This is a genomic window from Bacillus sp. ISO11, from assembly GCF_003458115.1.
Lineage (GTDB): Bacteria > Bacillota > Bacilli > Bacillales > Bacillaceae_G > Bacillus_A > Bacillus_A cereus.
The window spans coordinates 1-23,413 of sequence record NZ_QXCO01000041.1 but is presented as its reverse complement, the minus strand read 5'-3'; the positions used below and the strand labels follow the sequence as shown (position 1 = coordinate 23,413).

Here is a 23,413-nt window from a genome sequence, read left to right as displayed (position 1 = left end):
ATTATTTAATGGAAGGGGTACGAGATTGAGATGAATAATTCATATAATGAAAAGACACATACATTGATTAAACAATTATTTAACAAGTTTTCACCAAAATCTCCTGGCTTTGCATATATTGCTAGTTTTGATAGCGGGGTAACTTATAAAGGTACGATTGGCTTAGCTTCTATAGAGAAAAATTTACCTATAACCACAAAAAATATTTTTAATATTGCCTCAGTCTCTAAACAATTCACTGCATTTTCTATATTACTCTTAGAACAAGAGGGAAGATTGAGTTTAGATGATTCGCGCGGATACAGATATACCCACCCCTCATAGACATATCTAGAAACTTAATATATAAAAGGACGTGGAAAAATGTATAATCATCCTTACCCTTATTTTTATGATTATCCTATTTATAATGAAGATTATCCGAGACCTGCACCACAAGTTGCTCCATTTATAGGTCCAGGTGCTATACAACCGCAACCGACTCCATCTTGGCCTCCAGTGCCTCCAACTGGTCAGGGCTGCATGAATAAGTGGGCACGATTCCGTTTGAAAGATGGAAGAGTTATAAATATGTATGTTACCCATATCGATTCTAAGTCTGTAGCGGGATCGGTATGGATACAAGGTTCAGGATGGAAACAAGTAGGGCTTGACTTAGATGAAATTTTAGAATCCCAATGTTAAACAAAGCCCCAGTAATGGGGCTTAATAGTTATCTTTTTTCATTTGTATTTATTGTATTATCACCAACACTTTTTAATATATTTTACATATGTTAAAGCAGGGTAAGTTACACCATTTTCCACTTCATGATTAAAGAAGAGATGATTAGATGGCATCTCTTTTTTGTTGGAATATATAAAACATTTATCATTTTGCCCAGAAGATTCTTTTCTCAAAGAACAACGTAAAGTGTCATTCTCTAATGCCTAAGGAGTATGTGGGAGTTGAATTAGATTCGGACAAGCAATGGTATAGTTGAATTTACGGACATTAAATATGTAATTGTTCAGTTACCTTTTTGAATGAACAATTAAAGCATCCGGTAGGATACTTTTTCTTTATAAATAGAAAAATTTCTTGATGTGATTTAAGTTACATGAAAAGCTATATATTTAAAATAGGAGGGGTAATACCGTTAAGGAGATCCCAAGTACTTAATCCAAAAGAATATTCGAAATGCGGATAATCAACTAGGGTAGTAAAGCGCCCGCCCCAAGTTAGACCAAGTTGTTCCCCTATATACCCCATTTGCTTAAATTTTTTAATGTTATTCCAGTGTATAGAATTATTTTCATAAGGTGCAGCATCAAAGGCTAACCCCCAATTGTGATATGATTCGCCGCCTCGAGCGTTTGTAACCTTTTTACCCGGTTTCCATCTTCCTAAAGAAAATAACCGGTCTTGTTCACTCCAACTCCTAAACACTGAATATATTCGAACATCTAAGCCATTAGTCTTTGTTAATTGAAGAAATTCTTTAGCCAACATCTCCACATATGGATGTAAGGATTGTAAATGATTAGAGCTAGTATAAAATTCAGATTGAGAATTGGGATTAAATAATTTGTGGCGTGTTCTCGGTGTAATATCTCCAGAAGGGTATAAATTTTGCTCTTTTTGGTATTCTTGTGTGGCTTTGGTAGTTGATAAACCGAATACTCCATCAAGTTGTCCAAAATAAAACCCTATAGATTGTAGCTTCTTTTGTAGTAATATTACGTTCTCAAACAATGATTTCCAAGTGTTAACTTCTACTATCCCATTAGGCTTTAATTTAGTTTTCTCTTGGAAAATTTTTGTGCATTTATGTGTTTTTTCATCAAAAAAGCCGGTAATAGCAAGTTTCTCGTAGCTTAGTCCCAAACCAATTAAATTTAATTGGAGTATTGTTACGTAATGGCCTGTGGAACCTAATTTAAGAGTGGGTAAATTCTCCATATTTCACCCCTTGATTTTAGAATACTGTTACTTATTATAGTTAGATTGAACTTTAATATGACAGGTACTAATCGTAAAAAGATAAAATCGATTTTATTAAAGTTACTATATTCGAATATTTGTAAGAGTTTTTTCTACTTATAAAATATAGATTTTAAAGGAGTAATCTTAGAAAATCCCTTTATAAATCAACTTAAATCTTCAATTCATAACTTTCTTTGTAATAGACAAATATAAATATGAATTACATAAAATTATCTTTGTAAATAAGGTTATTTGACTTTTATAGTATGTAATAAAATATAACTAGATTAACCTTTTGGATTGAAGGAGATTTTGGGTAGATTAGCAGGAAGTGGTCAAGTAAAAGTAGAGTAGTCCATACTTATTTTTAAAAAATCTGGAGAATCTTTAAAGAAAATAGGCAATTATATGATTTCAAAAAATAGAGTTGAGCATAATATCATGGATAAAGGGCCTTTTTATTTTGTTTATATACTAGAGTTTTAATATAAATAGGATTTATCGAGAGGAGAGGTGAATTTGTATAATTCTTATCCATATTCTTCAGGAGGTTATAAACCACCATATTCTGTAGCAGGAGTGAGTGATAAAGGTCAGGAAGATTTTTATCGGCAACCAAGCGGAAAGATATTTGCAAAAATATATGAAAAAGATACAGAAAGTCCGATTAAGGGTGTCAAAGTATCTATTTATAAAATGACAGGGGAAGGACGTATTTTATCTTCCCGCCAAAGTGATATTATTACTTTGTATACGAATGAATTCGGTGAAACTGATACAGTTGCATTGCCTACGCCCCCTAAAGAGAATGCGAGCGATCCTTTAGGATCTAAACCGTATTCAGAATATGCAATTTCCATTGAAGCTGCAGGTTATGCACCTGTAGTACTGCGCGGTACACAAATTTTTGAAGATGTTACAGCTGTTCAAAAAATGGAACTTATACCTGTTAGTGGAACAGAAGGACGAGATTCTGTTGAAATAATTGATATTCCCGAGCATACATTAACTGGACAATATCCTCAGCAAGAATCACAACAGGAACTACAACAAGAACATAAGGAACAACAAGAGTCAAGACAAAACTTAGATGTGGATGTTGTATTACCGGAATTTGTTATCGTTCATGATGGTCATCCCAATACGCCTGCTCCAAGATACAAGCTAAGGTTTAAAGATTATATTAAAAATGTTCTTGCTTCTGAAGTATATCCAACATGGAAGAAAGATGCATTGATAGCTAATGCACTTTGTGTCATTTCCTATACATTAAACCGGATTTATACAAATTACTATAAAGATAAAGGATTTACAATCACAGGTATTACACAGTTTGATCATAAATATACTCATGGCAGAAATACTTTTGAAGAAACTGATGATGTGGTAGAGGAAGTATTTAAACAATACATTGCAAAGCCTGGTGAAAACGCACCACTTTTTGCGCAATATCGTGCTGGTAAAAAGCAACCATGTCCATTTGCAAGTCGACCAGGGATGCTTTATCAATGGGGGACAGCATGCCTTGCAGAACGAGGGATGAATTATATGGAGATTTTAAAATATTATTATAAAAATGTAGAAATCCGTTTAGCTGACTTTATACAAGTAACCAAATCATTCCCAGGTTATAATATAAAGGAAGGAGACCAAAAAGGAGCTGTTCGGACTATTCAGAAATACTTATTTCAAATAAGAAAAAAATATTCAAATATCCCTGAAATAATAATAAGCGGCACGTTTGATTCAAATACAGTAAATGCAGTCAAAATTTTTCAAAGGAATTTTCAAATTCCTGATAATGGAATTGTAGATGAGCTAACTTGGAATAAGCTAAATGATATATATGTATATGTGACAAATCTTCCTGGTTTTTACCCGATTTTGCAGAATGGTAGCCAAGGAGAAAGTGTAAAAATGATACAAAGTTTATTGAAAAGGTTTGGTTTTTACACAGGGGAAATAGATGGATTTTTTGGACTTGGAACTGAAAAATCAGTAAAGGAATTTCAAAAAATTAAAAGTTTTACTGTAACAGGAGTAGTGCGTAAAGAACTATGGAGATTACTTGAAGAATTACAATATACTGCAGGTACCACAAGAGATTTGGAATATAACCCCATACCAGTACAGACAAATACAGATGCAAATATTAAAACATACACACCTTCTCAACATACAAACCAATTGTTTATTAATCCTTCCTCTACACCTTCTATGACAAATCCCTCCACATCTCATTACCCAAATCAAAATGGATACTATCCTAATTATTAATCATTGAAAGTAATAAAAATATAAAGGAGTGATTGCAATGAATTGTTATAGAGAGAGGGCGAATAGTTTTGATTGATTATCTCTCTTATCTATGGGATACAGGAAAGCAGTTATGCTATCAACCAAATATATTTTTGAATAATCAACAATTTTTTTATGATACACGAGATACTTATCGCGCATCAAGTGGTAAGTTAATTGTGTCTGTTTATGAAATGAATACAGATAAACCAATCAAGGGTGCAAAGGTATACGTTCGTAAGCAAGATGAGGGTAGTCAAATTATTACCACACTTCAAACAAATGATATTGGTTTAACAAGTGTCGTTTCTTTATCTGCTCCTCCTAAAGAATCTGCTTCAGATCCTTCGGGCCCTAAACCTTATTCAGAATATGTCCTTACAATTGAAGCACCTAATTATGGTGTGAAAATAGTTAGAGGTGTACAAATTTTTGCGGGAACTACAGCAAAACAAAGAGTAGAAATGATTCCTATAAATCGAACAGGAGAGCTGCAATCAATAGAAATTATTGATGTAACTCAGCATAAATTAACTAAACAGCATTTAGAAAGACAACTTCAGCAGTACTCTATGTATTCTACAGATATTCCTTTACATGCAGATAATCTACAAATACCGCAATATATTATAGTTCATGATGGGAATCCTTATGAAAATGCTCCAAGATACAAAGTGGATTTTAAGGAATATATAAAAAATGTTAGCGCTTCGGAATTATACCCGAATTGGCCAAAAGAAGCTTTAAGGGCTAATGTTATTTGTATAACTTCATTTGTATTGAATCGTATATATAATGAACATTATTTTGAAAGAGGATTTACAATTAGTAGTTCTTCTTTGTTTGATCAATCTTTTAATTATGGTAGAAATACGTTCTTAGAAATAGATGATGTAGTTGATGAGATTTTTAATCAATACATTGCAAAACCGTATAGTATTGAACCGATGTTAATTGTATATAGTAGTGGGGGAAGAGATTATTCAAATGAATACTTCTGTAGATGGTGCAGTAAATATCTTGCTGATCAAGGTATGGATTATGTAGGTATTTTAAAGAGCTATTATCCATTAGCTCAAATTTATTTTTTATAATTTAGTTATGTGAATTAGGGGTAAGATGAATTACAAATGGTATTTGAATTCAAGTTTATTATTAAAATATAGATAAATCAAAAACCGTAGAAGTAGTTAAGTCTATGGTTTTTCTGTATATAATTATTAAAAGGTTTATTTTGTTAAAATAAAGAAAACTCCCTCCTAAAAAAGGTAAGGGAGTGAGTATTAAGCTTTTTTAACTTATATTTATTTGAATTATAAAAACTCAAGAAGAACTCAATGGAAAATCAATTTTACGAGCATAGTTAGGAAAATCAACAAGGGGGTTTCTATTCCCTTGGGTGTCTTGAATACTTTGATTTCGATGTCGTTCATATATACTTACTGGAAATTCTTCATGCCATTTAAGTAATAATTCAATATCTATATTTTTTTCTTTATCGTTTGTAATTTCATCTGGATATCTTAGTAAAAAGTATAAAGTAGCTCGAGCCACTATGCCTTTAGCATATTCAGGTTCGAATAAATTCTCCTCTAATTTTCCGCACTCTTGTCTAATAATTTTCAGTTCTTTACCTCCTTCATAATCTGAGAAATCATGATAAGGATAGTTACTTCTCAATGAGTTACAGGATGGTTCACATGCGAATAAATGATGTAAATCACCTCTCATTGGTTCCTGTTTATGAAACCATGATTGTGGTACTACATGTTCACAGTTCAGTTTATTGTTTTCTTCAATTCGCTTTTTTTGGGTTTTTAATTCATTTTCTGTTAATGAGTGATTAGCAAGAAGTAAATCTAATTCATTTTTTCGTTTGGTGAGTATTTCAAAGTCTTCAGCAATAACGTCTTCTGGGTTTCGTATCTTCCCTGAGTAGATACTTTTTAATTTTCCGTCTTCTTGCAAATCCACCCAATTATATAAATATTGTGTAGGGTTATACTTAACTGGTTTATGTGTATTTTTTAACAAGGATTGTAATGCTTTGAATAATTCATTTGATTTTAATTCCTCGAAATTAATTGCTGCATAATAGGTTGCTAAAATGTGTTTTTCCAAGTCCAAATCTAAATATTTCCCTGCATCTTTTTCAATAAAATCTTTATTTTTATTAAGTTCATTAAGAAGTTCCACTTGTTCACTTTCTTTCACGAATAATGTCGAAAAATCATCTTCTGGAATACTCGAATTATTTTTTGTCATAATATATTAGTCCTTTCATAAGAATTTAATAGTTAAGCTTAGATAATTCATTCATTAATTGTGTCCTTCAAAGTTAGATTAAATATATTATTTTAGATAGGTAATTCAATACTTATAGAATAAGGAATTTCACATGCGTATAAAATCCTATTAACACTTATGTGAATTATAATTTAACAGTAAGAATCTCTGTAACCAAAGGATTTGGTGGTATTAGCTGATAAAATATAATGTTATTTGTATATTCTTTTAATGCATTGTTAATAATTTAATAATAAGATTTAGGTATTTAGACAATAAATAGATTGGATTCTTCCTGTATCAACCTTATTTAATGATCTAAGAGCCATACTGTAACTTGAAAACATAAGTGCATCACGAACATTTGAATGGGATAAACCAAGGGCGAGATTTAACTCATGTTCACCTACATTCATTAGATAAATTCTTGATAAGGTTAATTTAATTGACCAGGATTGAATGTCAACAAATCAGCAAGAATTCCATTGTAGGCGATGGAAGGATAGGTAAGTACCAGTACATTTCCATTACCATCAACTTAGATTGTTATCACTATGCTTACTTGTTGGAAGGCTTTTAGATCATTTATAGAGGTCTCTTTGGAGTTATTTCAGTTCAATAGTTATTAGTACGTGTATTAAAATTCCTTTTTTAAATTTTATACTGGACTATTTTCAGATGAATTTTATTTAATATTTGTAAGTATGTATTGGTCAATACAATTATACTTTACTGTAAATCTAATTTATGGTTTATAGCAAGTTCTTGTAAAAATGTTAATAAGGGACGAAGTTCTACAGGGGCATTTAAATCATTACAGATAAAGTTTTTTTGCTTATCATTATCCTTTAACAATAGTTCGTAATAGAAAATACTAGGCGGGAGGGAAGTGTGCTTTTCAGTAATAGTATCGTTTATTTCCCAAATTTGATATTTATTTATTATATTTTGTATTTTTTTTGAAATGTTTGTTGGTAATTTATTTGTTTCTACATTATAAACTAATTGTAAATTGGCAAATCCTCCATGAGAGGTAAAATTAATTTCCATAAGTTTTTCTCCACCTAGTATTATTTTGTTCCATTCTTAATTCTTCAATAAATGAGTATTTAGAGTCCTACGTCTCTAAATGCTGCACGTACAGTCTGTGTTGTACCAAACGGCAATTCTCCATCTTTAGTAAGGATTTGTGCAGATCTAACTAATATTTGTACGGCATCTTTGAAATTTGCGTTTGTCCAAAGGTTTTGTAGTGCATGATACCATAGTTTAGCCGATTTTTCCGTTCCAATGTCCATTGCAACTAGATAAAAAGCTCTATTGAATATTCCACTATTAATATGTACACCATGATTGTCTGCAGGACCGTCAAAGTAATTATTCATGTGACTTGGTTGAGGGTCTTTCCCCATTAAAGGATTATCGAAAGCTGTTCCGGGTGCTTTCATTGAACGTAAAGCTTCTCCAAATAATTTAGGACCCATAATATCATTTCCTATTAACCAATCTGCATCATCTGCTGATTGTTTATTAGAATATTGTTTAATCGCAGTTCCAAAAACATCAGAGAAATGTTCGTTTAAAGCTCCAGATTGGCCTTCATACATTAAATTTGCAGTATATTGTGTAACCCCATGAGTTAATTCATGACCAATCACATCTTTAGAGTTTGCGAAATTAATGAAGATTTGACCATCCCCATCTCCAAAAACCATCTCATCTCCATCCCAAAATGCATTTAAAAAATTCACACCATAATGAACATTTAAAATTAAATCTAATCCACGATTGTCAATGGAATTTCTATTTAAAACATTCTTAAAGTAATCACGTACAAGACCTGCATATTCATATGCGTGACTAACAATTTCATCTGCGGTATTAGGATCACCTTCAGCGCGAACCATTTTATGACGCAATTCCCATTGATTTTCACAATCGTATACTTGACGTTGCGCTTGTTCATTTGATGAAAATTCTAATGATGGATTTTTACTAATTCCAGCTTCAACTTCCAACACATGAATGTCTTTTTCTTTTCTCTTTAACCTAGAGTCTCTACTATTTTTAATTGTTAATTGTGTTCCATCAATTCCGGATCTAGCCATATTAGATAGAATAGATGGTGGAACAAAACTACATTTACACTTGCTGTGCTTTTGGCACATAAAACCAACTCCTTTTATTAGATAGATTCGTACATCATTCTAACCAATAAAAGGTAAATTATTCCTTTTCGGGTATTCCATTAATTATTTATCAATATATAAATTTTGAATTTAAAAAGATTAAAAAAATATATGTGCTCATAATAAAAAATCGATTATTTTCTTAATATTTTAAGCTTTTTTTTGCTATACGGTCTATAACTTAAAGGAAACGGGTTTAACTATCTCTAGTGAATAATTGATAAAGAAGGGAGCATAAAGGACATTCAAATCAGTAAAAAGAAGCAAGACTATCTGATTATCTATGTTTTTATGAAGGTATCCAGTGAAAACCTTTATGATGGTTTAGCGATATATTAGAAAAGCCTACTTTAAGGATTAACTAGGCTTATTCACTATATAACTGTGTCTTAATTATTGATAAAATGATCTAGAAAAATTTTTTCTTGTTGTTTGTACATGAAGAAGAATAATAGGAAAAATAATTAACTTAAATATATGAATTATTTAGGTATTAAATTAGGCTGTGGAAAAGAATGGTGTTTTTTTTTGTATAATGAATTTATTCAGTACCCACATTTTAATAATAATTCTAATAGTGGTTATTCTTCTCAAAATGATAATTATAATAATTTTGATGATACGAAATCTATGCATACTGATTAACATCCTTCTAATTAAAAAATCGAGTTATAAAAAAAGAGGGGGATGGCATTTTTTATTGAAGTTTGTTTATAATAGCTTTTTAAGTTGATAGGGATGAATTTTAAAATCGATTATTAACCTCTTTGATAATTTTTATTTTCCTTATAGTATTTGGCATACTGTATTAAAAATTTAATATTTTGAAAGGAGAGTCAATCAATATAGGTAAGAAAAAAGAATAGGAAATAAGTGGTTGCTTATCAAGGTAGAAATTAAAAGAGTTTTTGTTCATATAAACTAAATAAAGGGGTGTTCTTTATGTGTACTAGTTTGACATTACAGACAAAAAACGGTCAGCACCTTTTTGCACGAACGATGGATTTTACATTAGATTTCAATCAAGAAGTAATAATCATTCCTCGGCGTTATCAATGGAACAATATAACTGGTGAAAATATCAAGGCGAAACAAGCAGTTGTCGGGATGGGGATTAACTATCAAGGAAGGGTCATTCTGGCAGATGGAGTAAATGAATCAGGTATGACATGTGCAACACTTTATTTTCCAGGATTCGCTACTTATAGTAACAGTATAGATGACAATAAAACAAATCTGGCTTCATTTGATTTTGTGGCATGGAGTCTCACACAATTCAATTCTGTCGAAGAGTTAAAGAAATCTGTAGAGAGTATTTCTTTTTTAGATATATCATTATCTGTTTTAGGAGTTACTCCACCGCTACATTGGATCTTAGCGGATAAGCGGGGAGAATGTATTGTATTAGAGCCCACAATTGAGGGGCTAAAAATGTATGATAATCCGCTAGGGGTAATGACCAATAGTCCTGAGTTTAACTGGCATTTACAAAATTTAAGACAATATATAGGTCTTAAATCGCAGCCATATGCACCAACCCAATGGGGGGATGTATCATTAAGTGCTTTTGGACAAGGTTCAGGTTCGATGGGACTCCCTGGGGATTTCACCCCACCATCAAGGTTTGTAAGGGCAGCGTATAGTAAACAAAATATTCAAGGGATAGATAACGAAGAGGAAGGGATATCGGCCGTTTTTCATATCTTATCAAATTGTGAGCTTCCAAAAGGTGGAGTGATAACGGAAGAAGGTACAATAGATAATACCATTTATACAAGTGCAATGTGTATGGAGTCTGGTATATATTATTATCATACCTATGATTGTAGACAAATTATAGCCATACATCTATTTAATGAAAATTTAGATACGGATGAAATTAAAACTTATCCATTTCAGCGTAAACAAAAGATATATTATCAAAACTAATTAGATTTGGAATAACATCAAAAAGGCAGACTTAATTAAGTTTGCTTTTTATAATAGGCCATACGACATATGGTATAACTTTTACACACTTACACTGATATTTATATATAGTATTTTTTATTATATTTGTAATCATTTTAAGCGAAGGGTACGTGATTAAGATGAATAATACATATAATGAAAAGACACATACTCCCATTAAACAATTATTGAACAAATTTTCCCCCAAATCCCCTGGCTTTGCATATATTGCTAGTTTTGATAGTGGAGTAACGTATAAAGGTGCAGTTGGCTTAGCTTCTATAGAGGAAAATCTACCGATAACCACAAAGAGCGTTTTTAATATCGCCTCAGTTTCTAAACAATTTACAGCGTTTTCTATACTACTCTTAGAACAAGAGGGAAGATTGGGTTTAGATGATTCAATTGTAAAGTTTGTCCCTTCTATAGGAACATATGCTGAACCAGTAACATTGAGACATCTAATTCATCATACTGGTGGGCTAGTTGATTATATGGCATTGGCTGAAGCAGCAAATATTAAATTTACTGATTCATTAACTGTGGAAGAATCGCTAAAACACCTAAATGCTCATCAAATTGCAAGGTTCCCAGTGGGCACAAAATTTGAGTATAGCAATACAGGATATTTTTTATTATCACAAGTGGTAGAGAAGGTAAGTGGCAAGTCTCTACGTCAGTTTACAAAGGAGCGTATTTTTGACCCTTTAAATATGAGAGACACAACAATTATAGATAACTACCCAACTACTATACCCATTACTAGTGGGTATTCGAAGAATGAGCAAGGAACATATAAAATCTATGAAAGTCCTTGGGAACATACAGGTGATGGGGCAGTACATGCAACAGTTGAAGACCTGGTAAAGTGGGGAGAAAATCTAACTACAGGTACTGTTGGTGGAAAAGAAGTTGTTAAAAAAATGAGCGAACTAGGTCCGGAAATTTCTCCAACTGGGGAAACGATTATTGATAATGAAGAGTATGCTTTTGGGCTCAGGCTTGCAGAAGGTTTTAACTGTCGATACTTGGAACATTCAGGTAGCTGGGCAGGTTATCGTTCATACTTCATGCGGTTTCCAAAAGTATATTTGTCTGTTGTAGTACTAAGTAACTATGATGAATTTGACTCTAAAAAATATGCTAATGAAATAGCAGGAATTGTTTTAGAAAAATAAAAAATTGGGCTTAGAAGACAGTATCTGGATTTGGTTAACCACACGTTGTTTTAGGTGTAATTGATTTTGGAAGAAGAATAAAACTTCATTTACCGCATTTATAAAAATAATATAAAAATTTGACGAAAGGAACACTGGTGGACAGTCGCCTTTTGATATGTAGATAGAAGAGAGAGGGTAAAAATGATAGTGGAATTAGAATTTCTACATATGTCAAAGACGAGAGTATATGAAAAAGAAAGAGTCTATGATAATTTTGGAGGTCCTATTCTTGATGTAGGGAAATTGTATACATTGAAGGCTATGCATATAAGATAGATAGTAGAGGGATTATATCTCCATATATTACGTGTGTTAATCTAAAGCTATCATTTTGGTGTGAACAAATAAATAAGTGAAAATTATAAAAGCATTCCTTATGGAGTGCTTTTTATTAAGTAAAAAACGTAAATCAAGGCATAAATTAATAACTAACTTTATTTAATTCATGGTTACCCCAGGTAGGCTGTTTTCTTATAAAGAAGCCACCTGGTTCAGCGTCACAAACCGACCTTGGAAATGGTTTTATATCATTTAGATGGGCAGGCTATGATATTAATACAGACGAATATCTTGTTGCTTTTTTAAATGCGCCTGGAATGAAAGTTATAAATGGAGGATGGGCACCAAAGGATTACGCTCCTTTGTATGCAATGGAGAGTTTTCCTAGAAGAATAGATCAATGGGTAATTACTACGTTTAATCCAACGCCAGGAACAGGGAGTCCAAGACCAATTGAATTTTATTTAATTGCAAAAGCTTAAGGATATTAATTTCTGTAATTAAGTGCAGGATAGTATGCATTGGTGTAGTTTGAAAAGGTTACATGTAATTAATATGTGCTGTTAGTCTGAAAGAGTAAAAACACCAAGAGTTGACATTGAAAGACATAGATCACAATTTAATAAAAAAGAATGAAGATGCGTCTAAAGTATATCTAAGCATCCATAATTGGGTGCTTTTTATTTTGGAGAAAATTAAGAGAGGAATGAGGATAATTGGAAAGTGTATTAAACGGTAAGATTGCTGCACTCGGCCTTATACCTATTGATAAAAAAACATATATCAAATACATTAAACCTCATGAGAAAGCGTACAAGAAGTCTGGGATTAATGTTAATCAATTCAAATATTATAAGTTATATGAACAGAAGCCGATGTTTTATTCTGTAGAATATCTCACACAAACGCCAATAAAAGATTTATTGGAAAGAGATAGAGGGAATCGAATACGCTGGGTAAAGACAGATAAATGAATATAAAACTAAACAACAGAAGCGTAAGTTCTATGACAGTGGTGACGGGAATAGTATACGTGAACAAGTAAAGAAACGTGACAACTATGAATATCAAGACTGTAAACGTAATGGTCGGATTCGTTTTGATACGAATGAGTACAGTGAGAGTGCCCAGCGTAAGAAGATACAACTAGTTGTTCATCATATCAAAGAGCTTGCACTTGATATAGATAATTTCGAAACAATCTGTGTGGATCGCCATAATAAAGAACACGGTAGAATATTTAAAAAGAAAATCAACAAATGGGAACACTATGAAAAGTGGTAAAAATGATGAATTAAACCAAGTAATCGAAACATCTTGGCAAGAATTAAAGAAAGCCTGGTCAATGATAAAAACGGTGAAAGGTTCTAAGTACATTGAAGCTTCAGCTTCGCAAGCTAAAAAACTGAAAATAATTTAAGTCAGCTTTTTAATTACTATAATCTAGTATCTGTCTAAAAATATTAATTTTCTGAATTTTCAATAAAAATGATTAGATTATACCAACTTAATGATAATGATTAAAGAGACTACTATAGAACCCAAACATTAATAGAAGAAAGACATATACAGGTATTATGAGTTTGAAAATTTCATAAACTCTAAAATCTTATAAAAAGAGGAGCATGAAACATGAGCGAACAATGTCCAATTAATGTACCATGTCAGGTAGAAGGACAAACCCAAACACCATTAAGTGATGAGACTGCAACACCAATTGTTACTCCAGGAGCACCCATTGTAAAGATTCCAGTTGTATTAGCTGAAAGAACGCTTCAAATTGTTGTAGAGTCCGATATTTCATTAGAGCCTCCAGCAGTCGAAATTAAACGCATATTAAAAAACGTATTTTTAACACAATGTAAGTTAGTGCCTGTAGCATTCGTACCAGTACCAGGTACACCTTACCGACGAGTTACAAGAGCAAAATTATTTGTACAAGGCTATATTCGTAAAAATATTGAATATGCAAATAACGAGTGTAATGGAGTTCTATATGATCGTATTGCAAATGTTCCATTTTCTGGTTTTGCAGATCTGACAGAAGGTGATTTTCTATCATTGGCTTTAGTAGCTTCTTCTTCGGACACTACTTCTCATTTTATAAATCCTAAAAACGGTGATTTACCACGTCTAGACAAATATTTCTTTGAAAATGCAGTTTTTTATAACGAACAACCATATTGTGAATTAGTAAGCGCTCAATTTTTTGAATTAGACTTTTCACCTTGTTCTACAGACCTAAACGAACCATTTGATACGCTTCGTGAAAAAATTGTACTAGATCTTACTTTAAAAGTTTTACAAGTACAACAAGTACAAGTAGCACTATAAAAATAAAAAGAAATTGTCTTTTTAACAAAGACAATTTCTTTTTATTTTTATACAACATATATAATGATGAAATGGTCACATACAAAAAAACAAATTTTTTGAATTTCATCAGACGGGGGGATGGTGATGAAAAATCCATGGATTGGTAAGGGAATATGGGATGAAATTTACAAGTATAAAAACCTGAATATACAAGATAATTTACACGAAAAAAAAGGTGAAAAAGAAGAAGTACCACCTGAATTAAAGGAAGAAGGTCAAGCGTCTGGATCACAAATAGGGCCTTTAATACGCTCACTGGTGGTCAAAACTCCATTTTCTATTTTTTCAGAAGTAACTAGTTTTAAAATATTTCCAAAAATAAATGTAAAAAATCAAGAAGCATTTGTATTTAGGAATGAAAAAGGTGTAGAAGGGCGTGAATTAGATTGTAAGTTATTAAATACAGTGCAACAATATCATTCGGATAGTTATTGTAAATTAGTTTCTTTAAATCTTCATGAGAAGAGAGTTCATTTTGAATTATATAACAAAAAAAATAAAGGGAATAAAGAAGAGAATAAAGTAGAGGCATCTTCATGGATTCCTATTCACAGTATAATATTAGAGAGTGAAAATGGGGAAGACGTAAATAATTTTATTACAGCGAAACTACCAATAGAAATAGGAAGATATAAAGGTGAAATTAGTTTACGAGAAAAGGTTGTATTTAAAGAAAAAGTCATAGGAATAAAAGAGGTTGAACAGGAGATTATTTTGACAAAAACCGAATTTTTAATACCAAAGGTAAAAAAGAATGGGCAAAATACACTTACAGTTGAAAAAGGGGGCTTATTGGTAGAAGGGTATATATATCAATGTATTCAATACATATCAGAACAAAGTACACTTCATGATAATGAGCATCAGTTAATACAAAATATTGTATTGGAGTTAATCATTCAAGTAATACAAGAACAAGAAGTACAAGTGCGAATTAAATAAAAATAATTATATTCCCTCGATTAGCTGATTATTTTTATTCGTAGTGTATCGATGGGTATTCTTTTGTAAATCATTCAGTGCTGCAAACTATTTGTTAAATGGTTTATCCATGATAAATTCAATTTTACATTGTTACTAAATAGTAGGAATCTCCTCTGGTTTATGTTTTAAAAAAGTGCTAACGTACAACATATTGAGAATAAACGAGTATTTAGTTTTATTATGAGTATTAAAGTAAACAGAATAACCTTAGAATTAATTCCGAATAATATGAGATAGATCTAAAGAATTAGTTGCGACAACATACTAAGGTTATTCTGAACTTATTCTTATCTTAAATTCATTGATAGAACTAATATTTAAAAACTTAGATTTATGTTGAAGTTCTTCTGGTAAGGAAATCTTGATTCAATTATGAATCAGATTCCGTTGTCAGGGCGGCAGTTACTCCAATTTCTCACATATTGCACACTCTCAACATCCGTTCATCATTCCAATACATTTAAATATTAATCTATTTAAAAACAGAAAATTTTAAAACCATAGTGATTAGCATATATCACATATCACATACCTACAATGGGGATTATGATAAACTATGGAGAATTGTTTAAGGAGTTAAGCAATTATGACTTTTGGTTTTGGGATGCTTTTAACGATAGTCCCCTTCCTTCAATACCATTAAAAATAAAAATAATTTGAAATAATTATTTTTATTTCAGTATATCCAAAATTATTCGTTAAAAATGAGTTTAAAGTAACCAACAATTGTAGTAATCTAAAATTTTCATTTATAAATCCACAAGAGAGAGTCTTTATATACCAATTATAGAAGGATTCAAATTATGTATTTTTTACATAATAAAATCAAATTTAAAACGAATAATAAATAGCTTTTAAAGCTTAACTTAAGTATGTAAAAAAATAAAAGTTCAACAATGCAAAATTGCTGAACTTTTATTCCTTATTCTTTCCTATTCTGCCTAAACTATCTTTAATAGTTGTTTCCCCAAGTTGTGTATATAGCAAAGCTGTATCTTGACTCGTATGTCCAAGTTGCTGCATGACTTGTAATGAGTCTTTCTCTTCCATATATAATTTATTTGCCAATGTATGTCTTAATTTATGAGGAGACATTCTTTTTCCATAAGCTTTAGTATATTTTTCTACTATATCTTGGATAGCCCTAACTGAAAGAGGCTGTGCAGTATGTTTATATTTTGATAGAAACACATTTTTCAATTCTTTCCCTGGAGCGTATTTGTTATCTCGAATTTCCATATATTTTTCAAGATCATTTAATGCAATTGGGGTAATCCATACAGAATCTTCTTTGTTTCCTTTTCGTATTACATCAATGAGTCTTTCTTTTAAGTTTATATCTTCCATACGTAGATCCGCCAATTCACTTACACGAATGCCACTGCCAAGAAAAAGCGAGAGGATTGCTACGTCGCGATCTTTATCTCTTAGGAAATAGAACAACTGATGTTTTGTTAAAGATTTTTCGTGCTCATACTTAACGTAATTTAAAAACTCTTGATCATCATTATTATGAAATATTTTAGATCTCATACGTTTTGCACGAGCATTTAATGTTTCTTTATCTTTATGTATTTCGATTTTAGCCATTACATTTCTATAAAAATAACATTCTCCATCTTCATTCTCAGATAGGGAGGTAAGGTATTTAAATAAGGATTTTAAGGCTGAAATTTTCCTGTTAACAGAAGAATTCTGCATGTTCTGTTGTAGTTTTAGAAATCTCATAAAGTTCTCAACATCTTTTTTCTTTAAATTCTCCAAATCAGCGAAGGATATGTCTTTAATAGGTTTTAATTCAATAACTTGTTCAGATAATAGCCAATTAAAGAAGACTCTAAAATCATATACATAATTCAGTAGGGTGGAGGGAGAGGCGTCATGCAATTCTTTGTACTCCACAAATTCTTCTATGTAAAAGGGCATTTCGTTTAGATTTTCGTATAATTTTTTACGATGTACGGATTTTTGACGTTGCTTGCTGTAGTCCATAAAAATCACCTCATATATAATATAACAGAAAACGGAATCGAACACAAGTTCGCGTTAAATTCAATTTTTACACAAACTTATTTACATAATTAAATTATGAAATACTAAAATATACACAAAATTGAATGATATAGTGTAGTTAGTCAAATGAAAATTATAGCTAACTAAGTGATAAATTTGTATAAAACCATAAAAATTAGTGTAAAAACTACATATAAATGTATGTAAAATAAAACAATTTTTTTATATAAATTCATACAAAAAAATCAATATATGAAAACAGTTTAAAATTCGTTATCTAACATGAATTGGCTAATTTAATCATGATTATGAGGGGTTAATTAGATCAACTTAAGAAAAAATCTTATAAATTAAAATGTAATCTACCATAAAAAATATTAATAACTAACTTAGCATTTTATGATTTCTATATGAAGCATGAATTATATAGACACATACTAATATACAGAGATTCATGCTATCGAGCTCGAAATCCCTAAATACTGTATTTGATTTTAAATTATACATCTTATTGTTCGTAAAATTGGTATTTCGTGCGAAGTTGTTAATGATTATTTTTTCACGCTTTTATAAAGGCATCATATACCCTACCTTTCATCAGTATAAATATCTTTTAGTTTCTGGTACGTTCAGCTATACATATTAATATTATAAACGATTGCTTATAGAACATATCTAATATATAACATTTTAATGCGAAACAGTTTACTTTAACTCCTTAAGACTAAATAGATGGTGTATTTTACAAAATTTAATTGTTGTGATGTCGAAATAGAGCATTTCCTTTAATTCTTTTCATTATAGCCGGTTTAGCTAAGCATTCTGCTAAATATTATTTAAATGCAAATTTCAAAATGTAACTACTAAATTTCTCTTTCCGTCTCAATGATATAAGTATTTTTTTCGTTTTGAGATTTATTCACTTGTTTTTTATAAATCCCTATTAGATATGTTATGTAAACAGCTATATAAAGTGATTTATTGTAAATCCCTTTATATAGCTGTTTTTCAAGTCACATTCCCCCCCCTACTTTACCAATCGGTGTAACCACATTCTGTGTACTTTCTGCTTCATGTAAGTGCAAACCCGTACATCAGCATTCGCACTCATCATGATAATACGATGAAGATTTAATTCCTCAAATCCAAATGTAATCAGCAACCTTGCTACCCCCGTTGCAACTCCCTTTCCCCAATAATCTGGATTTATGTTATACCCTATTTCTCCCTCCCTATTAGTAAAATCTCGAATCATAATCGCACCTGCCCCTACCACTCTTTCGTACTCCAATTCAACCAATGCAAAAGAAAATCGACTTCTCAGGACCTTACTTGCATCTTGAAGAACTTGGTTTACAAATTCTTTTGTTTCCGTTTCCGAATTATGGCCCCATGCTTGGTATCGGTAGACAATGGACTGTGATGTGTATATATGTATATCCTTCCAATCATTTTCTTCGATTTCTCGTAGTTTGAATCTATTATGTATTATGTTATGAACCATCCAATTCCCTCCATTCACTTATGCCCTTTATCACACTAAATTTCATCATAGTATTCCATTAACTTAGCTTAATTACAACATGAAAAAATCTTAAATCCACTGATACTATTTATCTAGTAAAAGAGAATCAGTACATATAACCTTTGTACTTTTCTTCAAACATCTTACTCGAAATTGATCCTACATATTCGAATGTTCCATACCAGAAAATAAGTTCTTGTAGAGATTTGTCAAACACTGTACACTGAATATGTGCCGTCTTTGCCCTTCTCTTTTTAGAGGAGGTGACAATAGAACGTGGAGAATACTAGAACCACCCGTAAACGTTCAGAGAGAGAAAAGAAACGTAAGCGTCTTTTTTCTTTTGGCACAATCGTTACAGCATTCAGTTTCCTTAGAAATATACATTACTTTTTCACCAAAAGTGAAATAGGTAAGGGTATAACTGAATATGTAAGACATCTTCTTAAATAAAAAAGTGCCGCTATAAATAGCGACACTAAGACCAGTTTGTAGTTATGATTGGGTTCCAAGGTGAAGTACTGACCATACTTTCATTGCACACGACCAATGCAGTATCATTTTGAAGTGCAAAGACGTTGAAACCTAGATTACTACTCTATATAGTATTGCGACATGCAGTGCTTTTATTCCTGTCTGCGTACGAAAAAAGCCTTGGTGACCAAACCAAGACTTTTCAAGAAGCTTACGACCTATCAATAGAACGAGAATCAGAACCACCCGACTTCTTGTTCGTTATAATCTAGCTTACACCCTTATTGTACTATACGTTTTTTATATTTTCAACAGTCTGCATTCCTTTCACGCAATATTCATACTTCTAATACTGAAAGTTACCTTACACGACCTCTATCCATTGAAGATTCACGTCACACTTTACATACTTCATAGAAAAGATACAATAACATTACTATTTTTCAGTCTGTAGCTTGGTATACAATAAGAATATCCAAATACTAGGAGTGATCAGGATGACAAGTACTTTACTACTATTAGCTCTTACTTTGTGTGGAATAAGTGGACTATTCTCCCTAATTAGGAAGCTAACTACGCCAAAACAAGATGAGGCTAAACGTTTAATTATTATCGAATCATTGTCTATATTAGGAGTTGCATGGATAGGTATTGGACTATTCTTGTAACATACTTACACATTACTTTCGTTACGATTGAATAAAACTTATTATTCCGTCAATATTAGGGATAGGCATTAGCCAAAACTCATTTAAAGTCCTTAGTCTTTCTCCTTTCCCCTTGGAGATTCCTTGATCTGGAGCAGTTAGCTTTACTAACAGCTCCTTTTTTTGTATCTGTAAAAGCATGATATCATAGTATTACACAGAAAACATAATTACATCACTATAGTCGCTCTAGCCTGTTCGAGTACACCACAATATAAAAAACGCTTCCTATTTTTAATAGGAAACGTTACTTTTTGAGTTGTTACCCTTTTGATGTAGCATAATCCTCCACACTCCATATGCCACGTTTTTCTTTTTGTGTTTAATTTTGCGTCTTCTCCAAATAATCTACATACTTCGTATTGGGCTAATAAATATAAGCAACACGCGCTAATCCCCTTTCCACAGCATTTGATTTAAGAGTTGTCCATCGACCCACACGTAGGCTACTAATCTTTTAAACTTATCACGTTCCCCTACATCCATTTCTAACTCTACTTCTTTTCCCACTGGCGCATACTTTGCGGTAAATGCCGCTCCTTCTAATCCGAATGGTTGGAGCCCTAGTCTTGGATGATGTACTTCAGTCGTATCTTAATACATAGAAATCTCTTCATCGTATGCCTCCTTCTCTTCTTGTTTTCTTCCCTGACATCATAACGAGATTGGAATCATTGTTGGAAAAACGATGGATTTCTATGATGTAGCAAAGGTTTATGTATACATCCATTGCTGAACTATTCTACTCTTTCATACGGACTTTTTATGATATGTATGCAGGATTCACCCATACATATACCGAAACCCCAATAGGGAATCATTCCATTAATCACCATACCCATTTCATACCATTACATTTTGGAGGTTAAACAGGATGAAAAAAAAGAAGTTACAAAAATCAGCACTTTCTTTTACCCTATTCTTTTCTTTAGGTATTTCTTCTTTTCCGCTTACAACAACCATTCATGCGGATACACAAGGGGCACAAACTGCAGAAAAGAAACAAGTCTCTTTAACGGAGCGTACGTCATTATTTTTTGACTATCTCCAGCAAGATAAATATGCAGAAGCACTTCAGTTAACGTCTGCTGCTTTTCAATCCAAGTTTACGGCAAACATATTACAAAACTGGTGGACACAAAGTGGCGGGAGCAGGATTACAAGCATGGGAACACCTGTTATTAAAGAACGCAACCTAGTCCATCAAACGGTTGAAATTCCAGGAGCTATCGAAGGAACTACTATTCCACTACTCCTTAAATTCACGCCTGGCGGCAAAGTTGATGAAGTTGGCGTAAGGACGATGCCACAGAAATCTTATACCATCCCGCATCCTAGTTATGACCAACCTGATTCCTACCAAGAACGTGAAATCGTAATTGGAAATACTACATACCCGTTACCAGCCACATTAACGGTTCCAAAACATAAACCTGGCGAAAAAGTACCTGTTGTGGTTCTTGTTCACGGTTCTGGTCCACAAGATCGTGACAGTACATTTATGGGAGCTAAAATCTTTAGAGACCTTGCAGCTGGTCTTTCATCAAGAGGTATCGCAGTGCTACGTTACGAGAAACGTTCCTTAGAACACGGTTTTAAAATGAGTGCAGAACCTGCTACATTAGACCGCGATACTACAGATGATGCCATATATGCAGCAAAATCAGCAGCGCAGCAGGAAGGCATTGATCCAGATAACATTTTCATTCTCGGACATAGCCAAGGAGCAGGCACCATGCCGCGCATACTAAGCAAAGCACCTTCATCACTTGTAAGAGGAAGTATTTTAATGGCACCTCCTGCACGTCCTTTTACTGACATGCTCCTTGATCAGTATCAGTACCTCGGGGCACCTAAGGATTTTATTGATGAACTAAAAAAACAATTCGCTTATATTAAGGATCCTACTTTTGATCCAAATCACCCACCAGCTGGCTATAATTATCCTTCTCCACATTTCATGTATGATGTGACTCGTTGGCGTCCAGTTGAGGAAGTGAAATCACGAAAAGAGCCATTACTGATTCTGCAAGGCGCACGTGATTATCAAGTAACTGTAAAAGACGATTTTACGAGGTGGCAAGAAGGGCTTTCAAGCCGCAGTAATGTTCAGTTCAAAGAATATCCGAAATTGAATCACATCTTCACGGAGGGCGACGGGGAATTCAGTCACCCTAATGAATACGAAGTCCCTTCCAATGTTCCTGCGTATGTCATCCAGGACATCGTTACATGGGTCAATGAGACAAAGAAATAAGAAAACAACAAAAGCCATCATGCAATCATCATTTAGTGATGGCTTTTGTGATATTAAAACATGTCATATCAGAAATTAATCGCTTCTATGAATTGATATTTTTACAGCGCTTATTTGCTTCATATCTTGCTATTCCTGGTCCGTCAGTGCAAGAATACAAAATTTATTTCGATATGTAAGAATGCATATTATTTCTCTTGGATGTTATGATATACTCTCTTTGTGAGCTGATACGATATTTCTTTAGATTGGAAAACTAAAACCTCATTAACCCAAGTTGGGGGCGCCATTTGGCGTCTTTTTTTAGTTTTGCTCCATAGGCATTTAGCTTAGATATTGAAGTAACCCCATGCCCATCAACTTAAGATTTTTATAATACCCCAAAACAAAAAAATTGCCCATTTTCGCCTGAAGATGTCAATTTTCTCGTTTTGGGGTATTTGTTTGTCTTAGCTTGATGGTGATGTGGCGAGACCCCTTAATGAGAAAATATGATATTTCGTTACCTCCCTATATGTAATATTGAATATAAAAATGTATCGTTAAAAATGGAAGCGCTCACTACAATAAAAGCATAAAGATAAATCATTAGCATCAACAACAGAGGAGGAAATAATATGGAAATCACAATGACAGTTTTAAAATTTGTAGGTTCCGTCACATCAACATCAAGTTAAAACCACTTTTAAAACATTAATAAGTACTTTTTATTTATTATAAATATGAAAGAGGCAATAAAAAACAGTAGTGCATAAAATCACTACTGTTTTTATTGTTTTTTGTAAGTGAATAATTTAAATTCCTATCTATATAATTTAAACGAATAAATAGCTCCAACGAAGAATACAAAGGCTTCAAATCAAATTTTATTTTTTAATATGATGTTACAT

At 32.2% G+C, this 23,413-nt stretch carries 19 protein-coding genes and 3 pseudogenes; 14 read left to right on the top strand and 8 right to left on the bottom strand.

Annotated elements, in window-relative coordinates; genetic code table 11:
• Positions 1-30 precede the first annotated feature (30 nt).
• Both D1166_RS27480 and D1166_RS27475 read left to right on the top strand, forming a co-directional pair.
• Positions 31-294, top strand: a pseudogene (locus D1166_RS27480) (serine hydrolase); the annotation flags it as partial.
• A 69-nt stretch (positions 295-363) separates the two neighbouring features.
• Positions 364-684, top strand: a complete 321-nt coding sequence (locus D1166_RS27475; RefSeq protein WP_065230028.1) for a hypothetical protein — start codon at positions 364-366, stop codon at positions 682-684.
• Between the two features lie 423 nt (positions 685-1,107).
• Here D1166_RS27475 and D1166_RS27470 read toward each other — a convergent pair whose 3' ends face one another.
• Positions 1,108-1,941 carry a peptidoglycan-binding protein gene (locus tag D1166_RS27470; RefSeq protein WP_098339869.1) on the bottom strand — a complete coding sequence of 278 codons (834 nt, stop codon included), beginning with the start codon at positions 1,939-1,941 and terminating at the stop codon, positions 1,108-1,110.
• A gap of 543 nt (positions 1,942-2,484) precedes the next feature.
• Here D1166_RS27470 and D1166_RS27465 point away from each other — a divergent pair.
• Together D1166_RS27465 and D1166_RS27460 are read left to right on the top strand one after the other, a co-directional pair.
• Positions 2,485-4,242, top strand: a complete 1,758-nt coding sequence (locus D1166_RS27465) for a peptidoglycan-binding protein (RefSeq protein ID WP_065230026.1) — start codon at positions 2,485-2,487, stop codon at positions 4,240-4,242.
• Between the two features lie 68 nt (positions 4,243-4,310).
• The gene (locus D1166_RS27460; RefSeq protein WP_065230025.1) at positions 4,311-5,357 is read left to right on the top strand and encodes a SpoIID/LytB domain-containing protein; all 1,047 of its coding nucleotides are present in this window, start codon (positions 4,311-4,313) and stop codon (positions 5,355-5,357) included.
• A gap of 229 nt (positions 5,358-5,586) precedes the next feature.
• Here the strand turns inward: D1166_RS27460 and D1166_RS27455 are convergent, their stop codons facing one another.
• The 4 genes from D1166_RS27455 to D1166_RS27440 all read right to left on the bottom strand — a co-directional run bounded on the left by D1166_RS27455 (position 5,587) and on the right by D1166_RS27440 (position 8,717).
• Entirely contained in the window at positions 5,587-6,528 is a 942-nt protein-coding gene (locus D1166_RS27455) for an endonuclease I family protein (RefSeq protein ID WP_065230024.1), read from the bottom strand.
• A 281-nt stretch (positions 6,529-6,809) separates the two neighbouring features.
• A complete protein-coding gene (locus tag D1166_RS27450; RefSeq protein ID WP_255256468.1) occupies positions 6,810-6,995 on the bottom strand; it encodes a matrixin family metalloprotease in 186 nt (61 codons plus the stop codon).
• A gap of 283 nt (positions 6,996-7,278) precedes the next feature.
• Entirely contained in the window at positions 7,279-7,599 is a 321-nt protein-coding gene (locus D1166_RS27445; protein WP_097855918.1) for a protealysin inhibitor emfourin, read from the bottom strand.
• A gap of 59 nt (positions 7,600-7,658) precedes the next feature.
• Positions 7,659-8,717, bottom strand: a complete 1,059-nt coding sequence (locus D1166_RS27440; protein ID WP_000336537.1) for a M4 family metallopeptidase — start codon at positions 8,715-8,717, stop codon at positions 7,659-7,661.
• A gap of 963 nt (positions 8,718-9,680) precedes the next feature.
• Between D1166_RS27440 and bsh the strand changes: the two genes are divergently transcribed.
• The 8 genes and pseudogenes from bsh (at position 9,681) to D1166_RS27400 (ending at position 15,505) form a co-directional block, all read left to right on the top strand.
• On the top strand, positions 9,681-10,667 hold the full coding sequence (bsh, locus tag D1166_RS27435) for a choloylglycine hydrolase (RefSeq protein ID WP_086424145.1): 987 nt from the start codon (positions 9,681-9,683) through the stop codon (positions 10,665-10,667).
• A 161-nt stretch (positions 10,668-10,828) separates the two neighbouring features.
• A complete protein-coding gene (locus D1166_RS27430) occupies positions 10,829-11,866 on the top strand; it encodes a serine hydrolase domain-containing protein (RefSeq protein WP_118043503.1) in 1,038 nt (345 codons plus the stop codon).
• Between the two features lie 638 nt (positions 11,867-12,504).
• On the top strand, positions 12,505-12,669 hold the full coding sequence (locus D1166_RS31440; protein ID WP_165851682.1) for a hypothetical protein: 165 nt from the start codon (positions 12,505-12,507) through the stop codon (positions 12,667-12,669).
• 234 nt (positions 12,670-12,903) lie between these two features.
• Positions 12,904-13,161 (top strand): hydrolase, encoded by a 258-nt coding sequence (locus D1166_RS27425; protein WP_097855917.1) that lies wholly within the window; start codon positions 12,904-12,906, stop codon positions 13,159-13,161.
• Positions 13,154-13,471 (top strand): alpha/beta hydrolase, encoded by a 318-nt coding sequence (locus D1166_RS27420; RefSeq protein ID WP_097846022.1) that lies wholly within the window; start codon positions 13,154-13,156, stop codon positions 13,469-13,471. The genes D1166_RS27425 and D1166_RS27420 overlap by 8 nt, the downstream gene beginning before the upstream one ends.
• A 4-nt stretch (positions 13,472-13,475) precedes the next feature.
• Positions 13,476-13,595: pseudogene (locus tag D1166_RS27415) on the top strand (phage head closure protein); the annotation flags it as partial.
• 224 nt (positions 13,596-13,819) lie between these two features.
• A complete protein-coding gene (locus D1166_RS27410; protein ID WP_097846021.1) occupies positions 13,820-14,521 on the top strand; it encodes a CsxC family protein in 702 nt (233 codons plus the stop codon).
• Positions 14,522-14,647: 126 nt separating this feature from the next.
• The gene (locus D1166_RS27400; RefSeq protein WP_097855916.1) at positions 14,648-15,505 is read left to right on the top strand and encodes a BC_2427 family protein; all 858 of its coding nucleotides are present in this window, start codon (positions 14,648-14,650) and stop codon (positions 15,503-15,505) included.
• Positions 15,506-16,462: 957 nt separating this feature from the next.
• On the opposite strand, the gene xerS is transcribed toward D1166_RS27400, so the two are convergent.
• Together xerS and D1166_RS27390 are read right to left on the bottom strand one after the other, a co-directional pair.
• On the bottom strand, positions 16,463-17,539 hold the full coding sequence (gene xerS, locus D1166_RS27395) for a tyrosine recombinase XerS (protein WP_000386619.1): 1,077 nt from the start codon (positions 17,537-17,539) through the stop codon (positions 16,463-16,465).
• Between the two features lie 1,048 nt (positions 17,540-18,587).
• On the bottom strand, positions 18,588-19,064 hold the full coding sequence (locus D1166_RS27390; protein WP_098221073.1) for a GNAT family N-acetyltransferase: 477 nt from the start codon (positions 19,062-19,064) through the stop codon (positions 18,588-18,590).
• 992 nt (positions 19,065-20,056) lie between these two features.
• On the opposite strand from D1166_RS27390, the gene D1166_RS31435 reads away from it, so the two are divergent.
• Positions 20,057-20,227, top strand: a complete 171-nt coding sequence (locus tag D1166_RS31435) for a hypothetical protein (protein WP_000204757.1) — start codon at positions 20,057-20,059, stop codon at positions 20,225-20,227.
• Between the two features lie 429 nt (positions 20,228-20,656).
• Here D1166_RS31435 and D1166_RS31970 read toward each other — a convergent pair.
• Positions 20,657-20,800 (bottom strand): annotated as a pseudogene (locus D1166_RS31970) (thermonuclease family protein); the annotation flags it as partial.
• Positions 20,801-21,140: 340 nt separating this feature from the next.
• Between D1166_RS31970 and D1166_RS27380 the strand changes: the two are divergent.
• Positions 21,141-22,523 (top strand): alpha/beta hydrolase family protein, encoded by a 1,383-nt coding sequence (locus D1166_RS27380; protein ID WP_118043502.1) that lies wholly within the window; start codon positions 21,141-21,143, stop codon positions 22,521-22,523.
• Positions 22,524-23,413 lie beyond the last annotated feature (890 nt).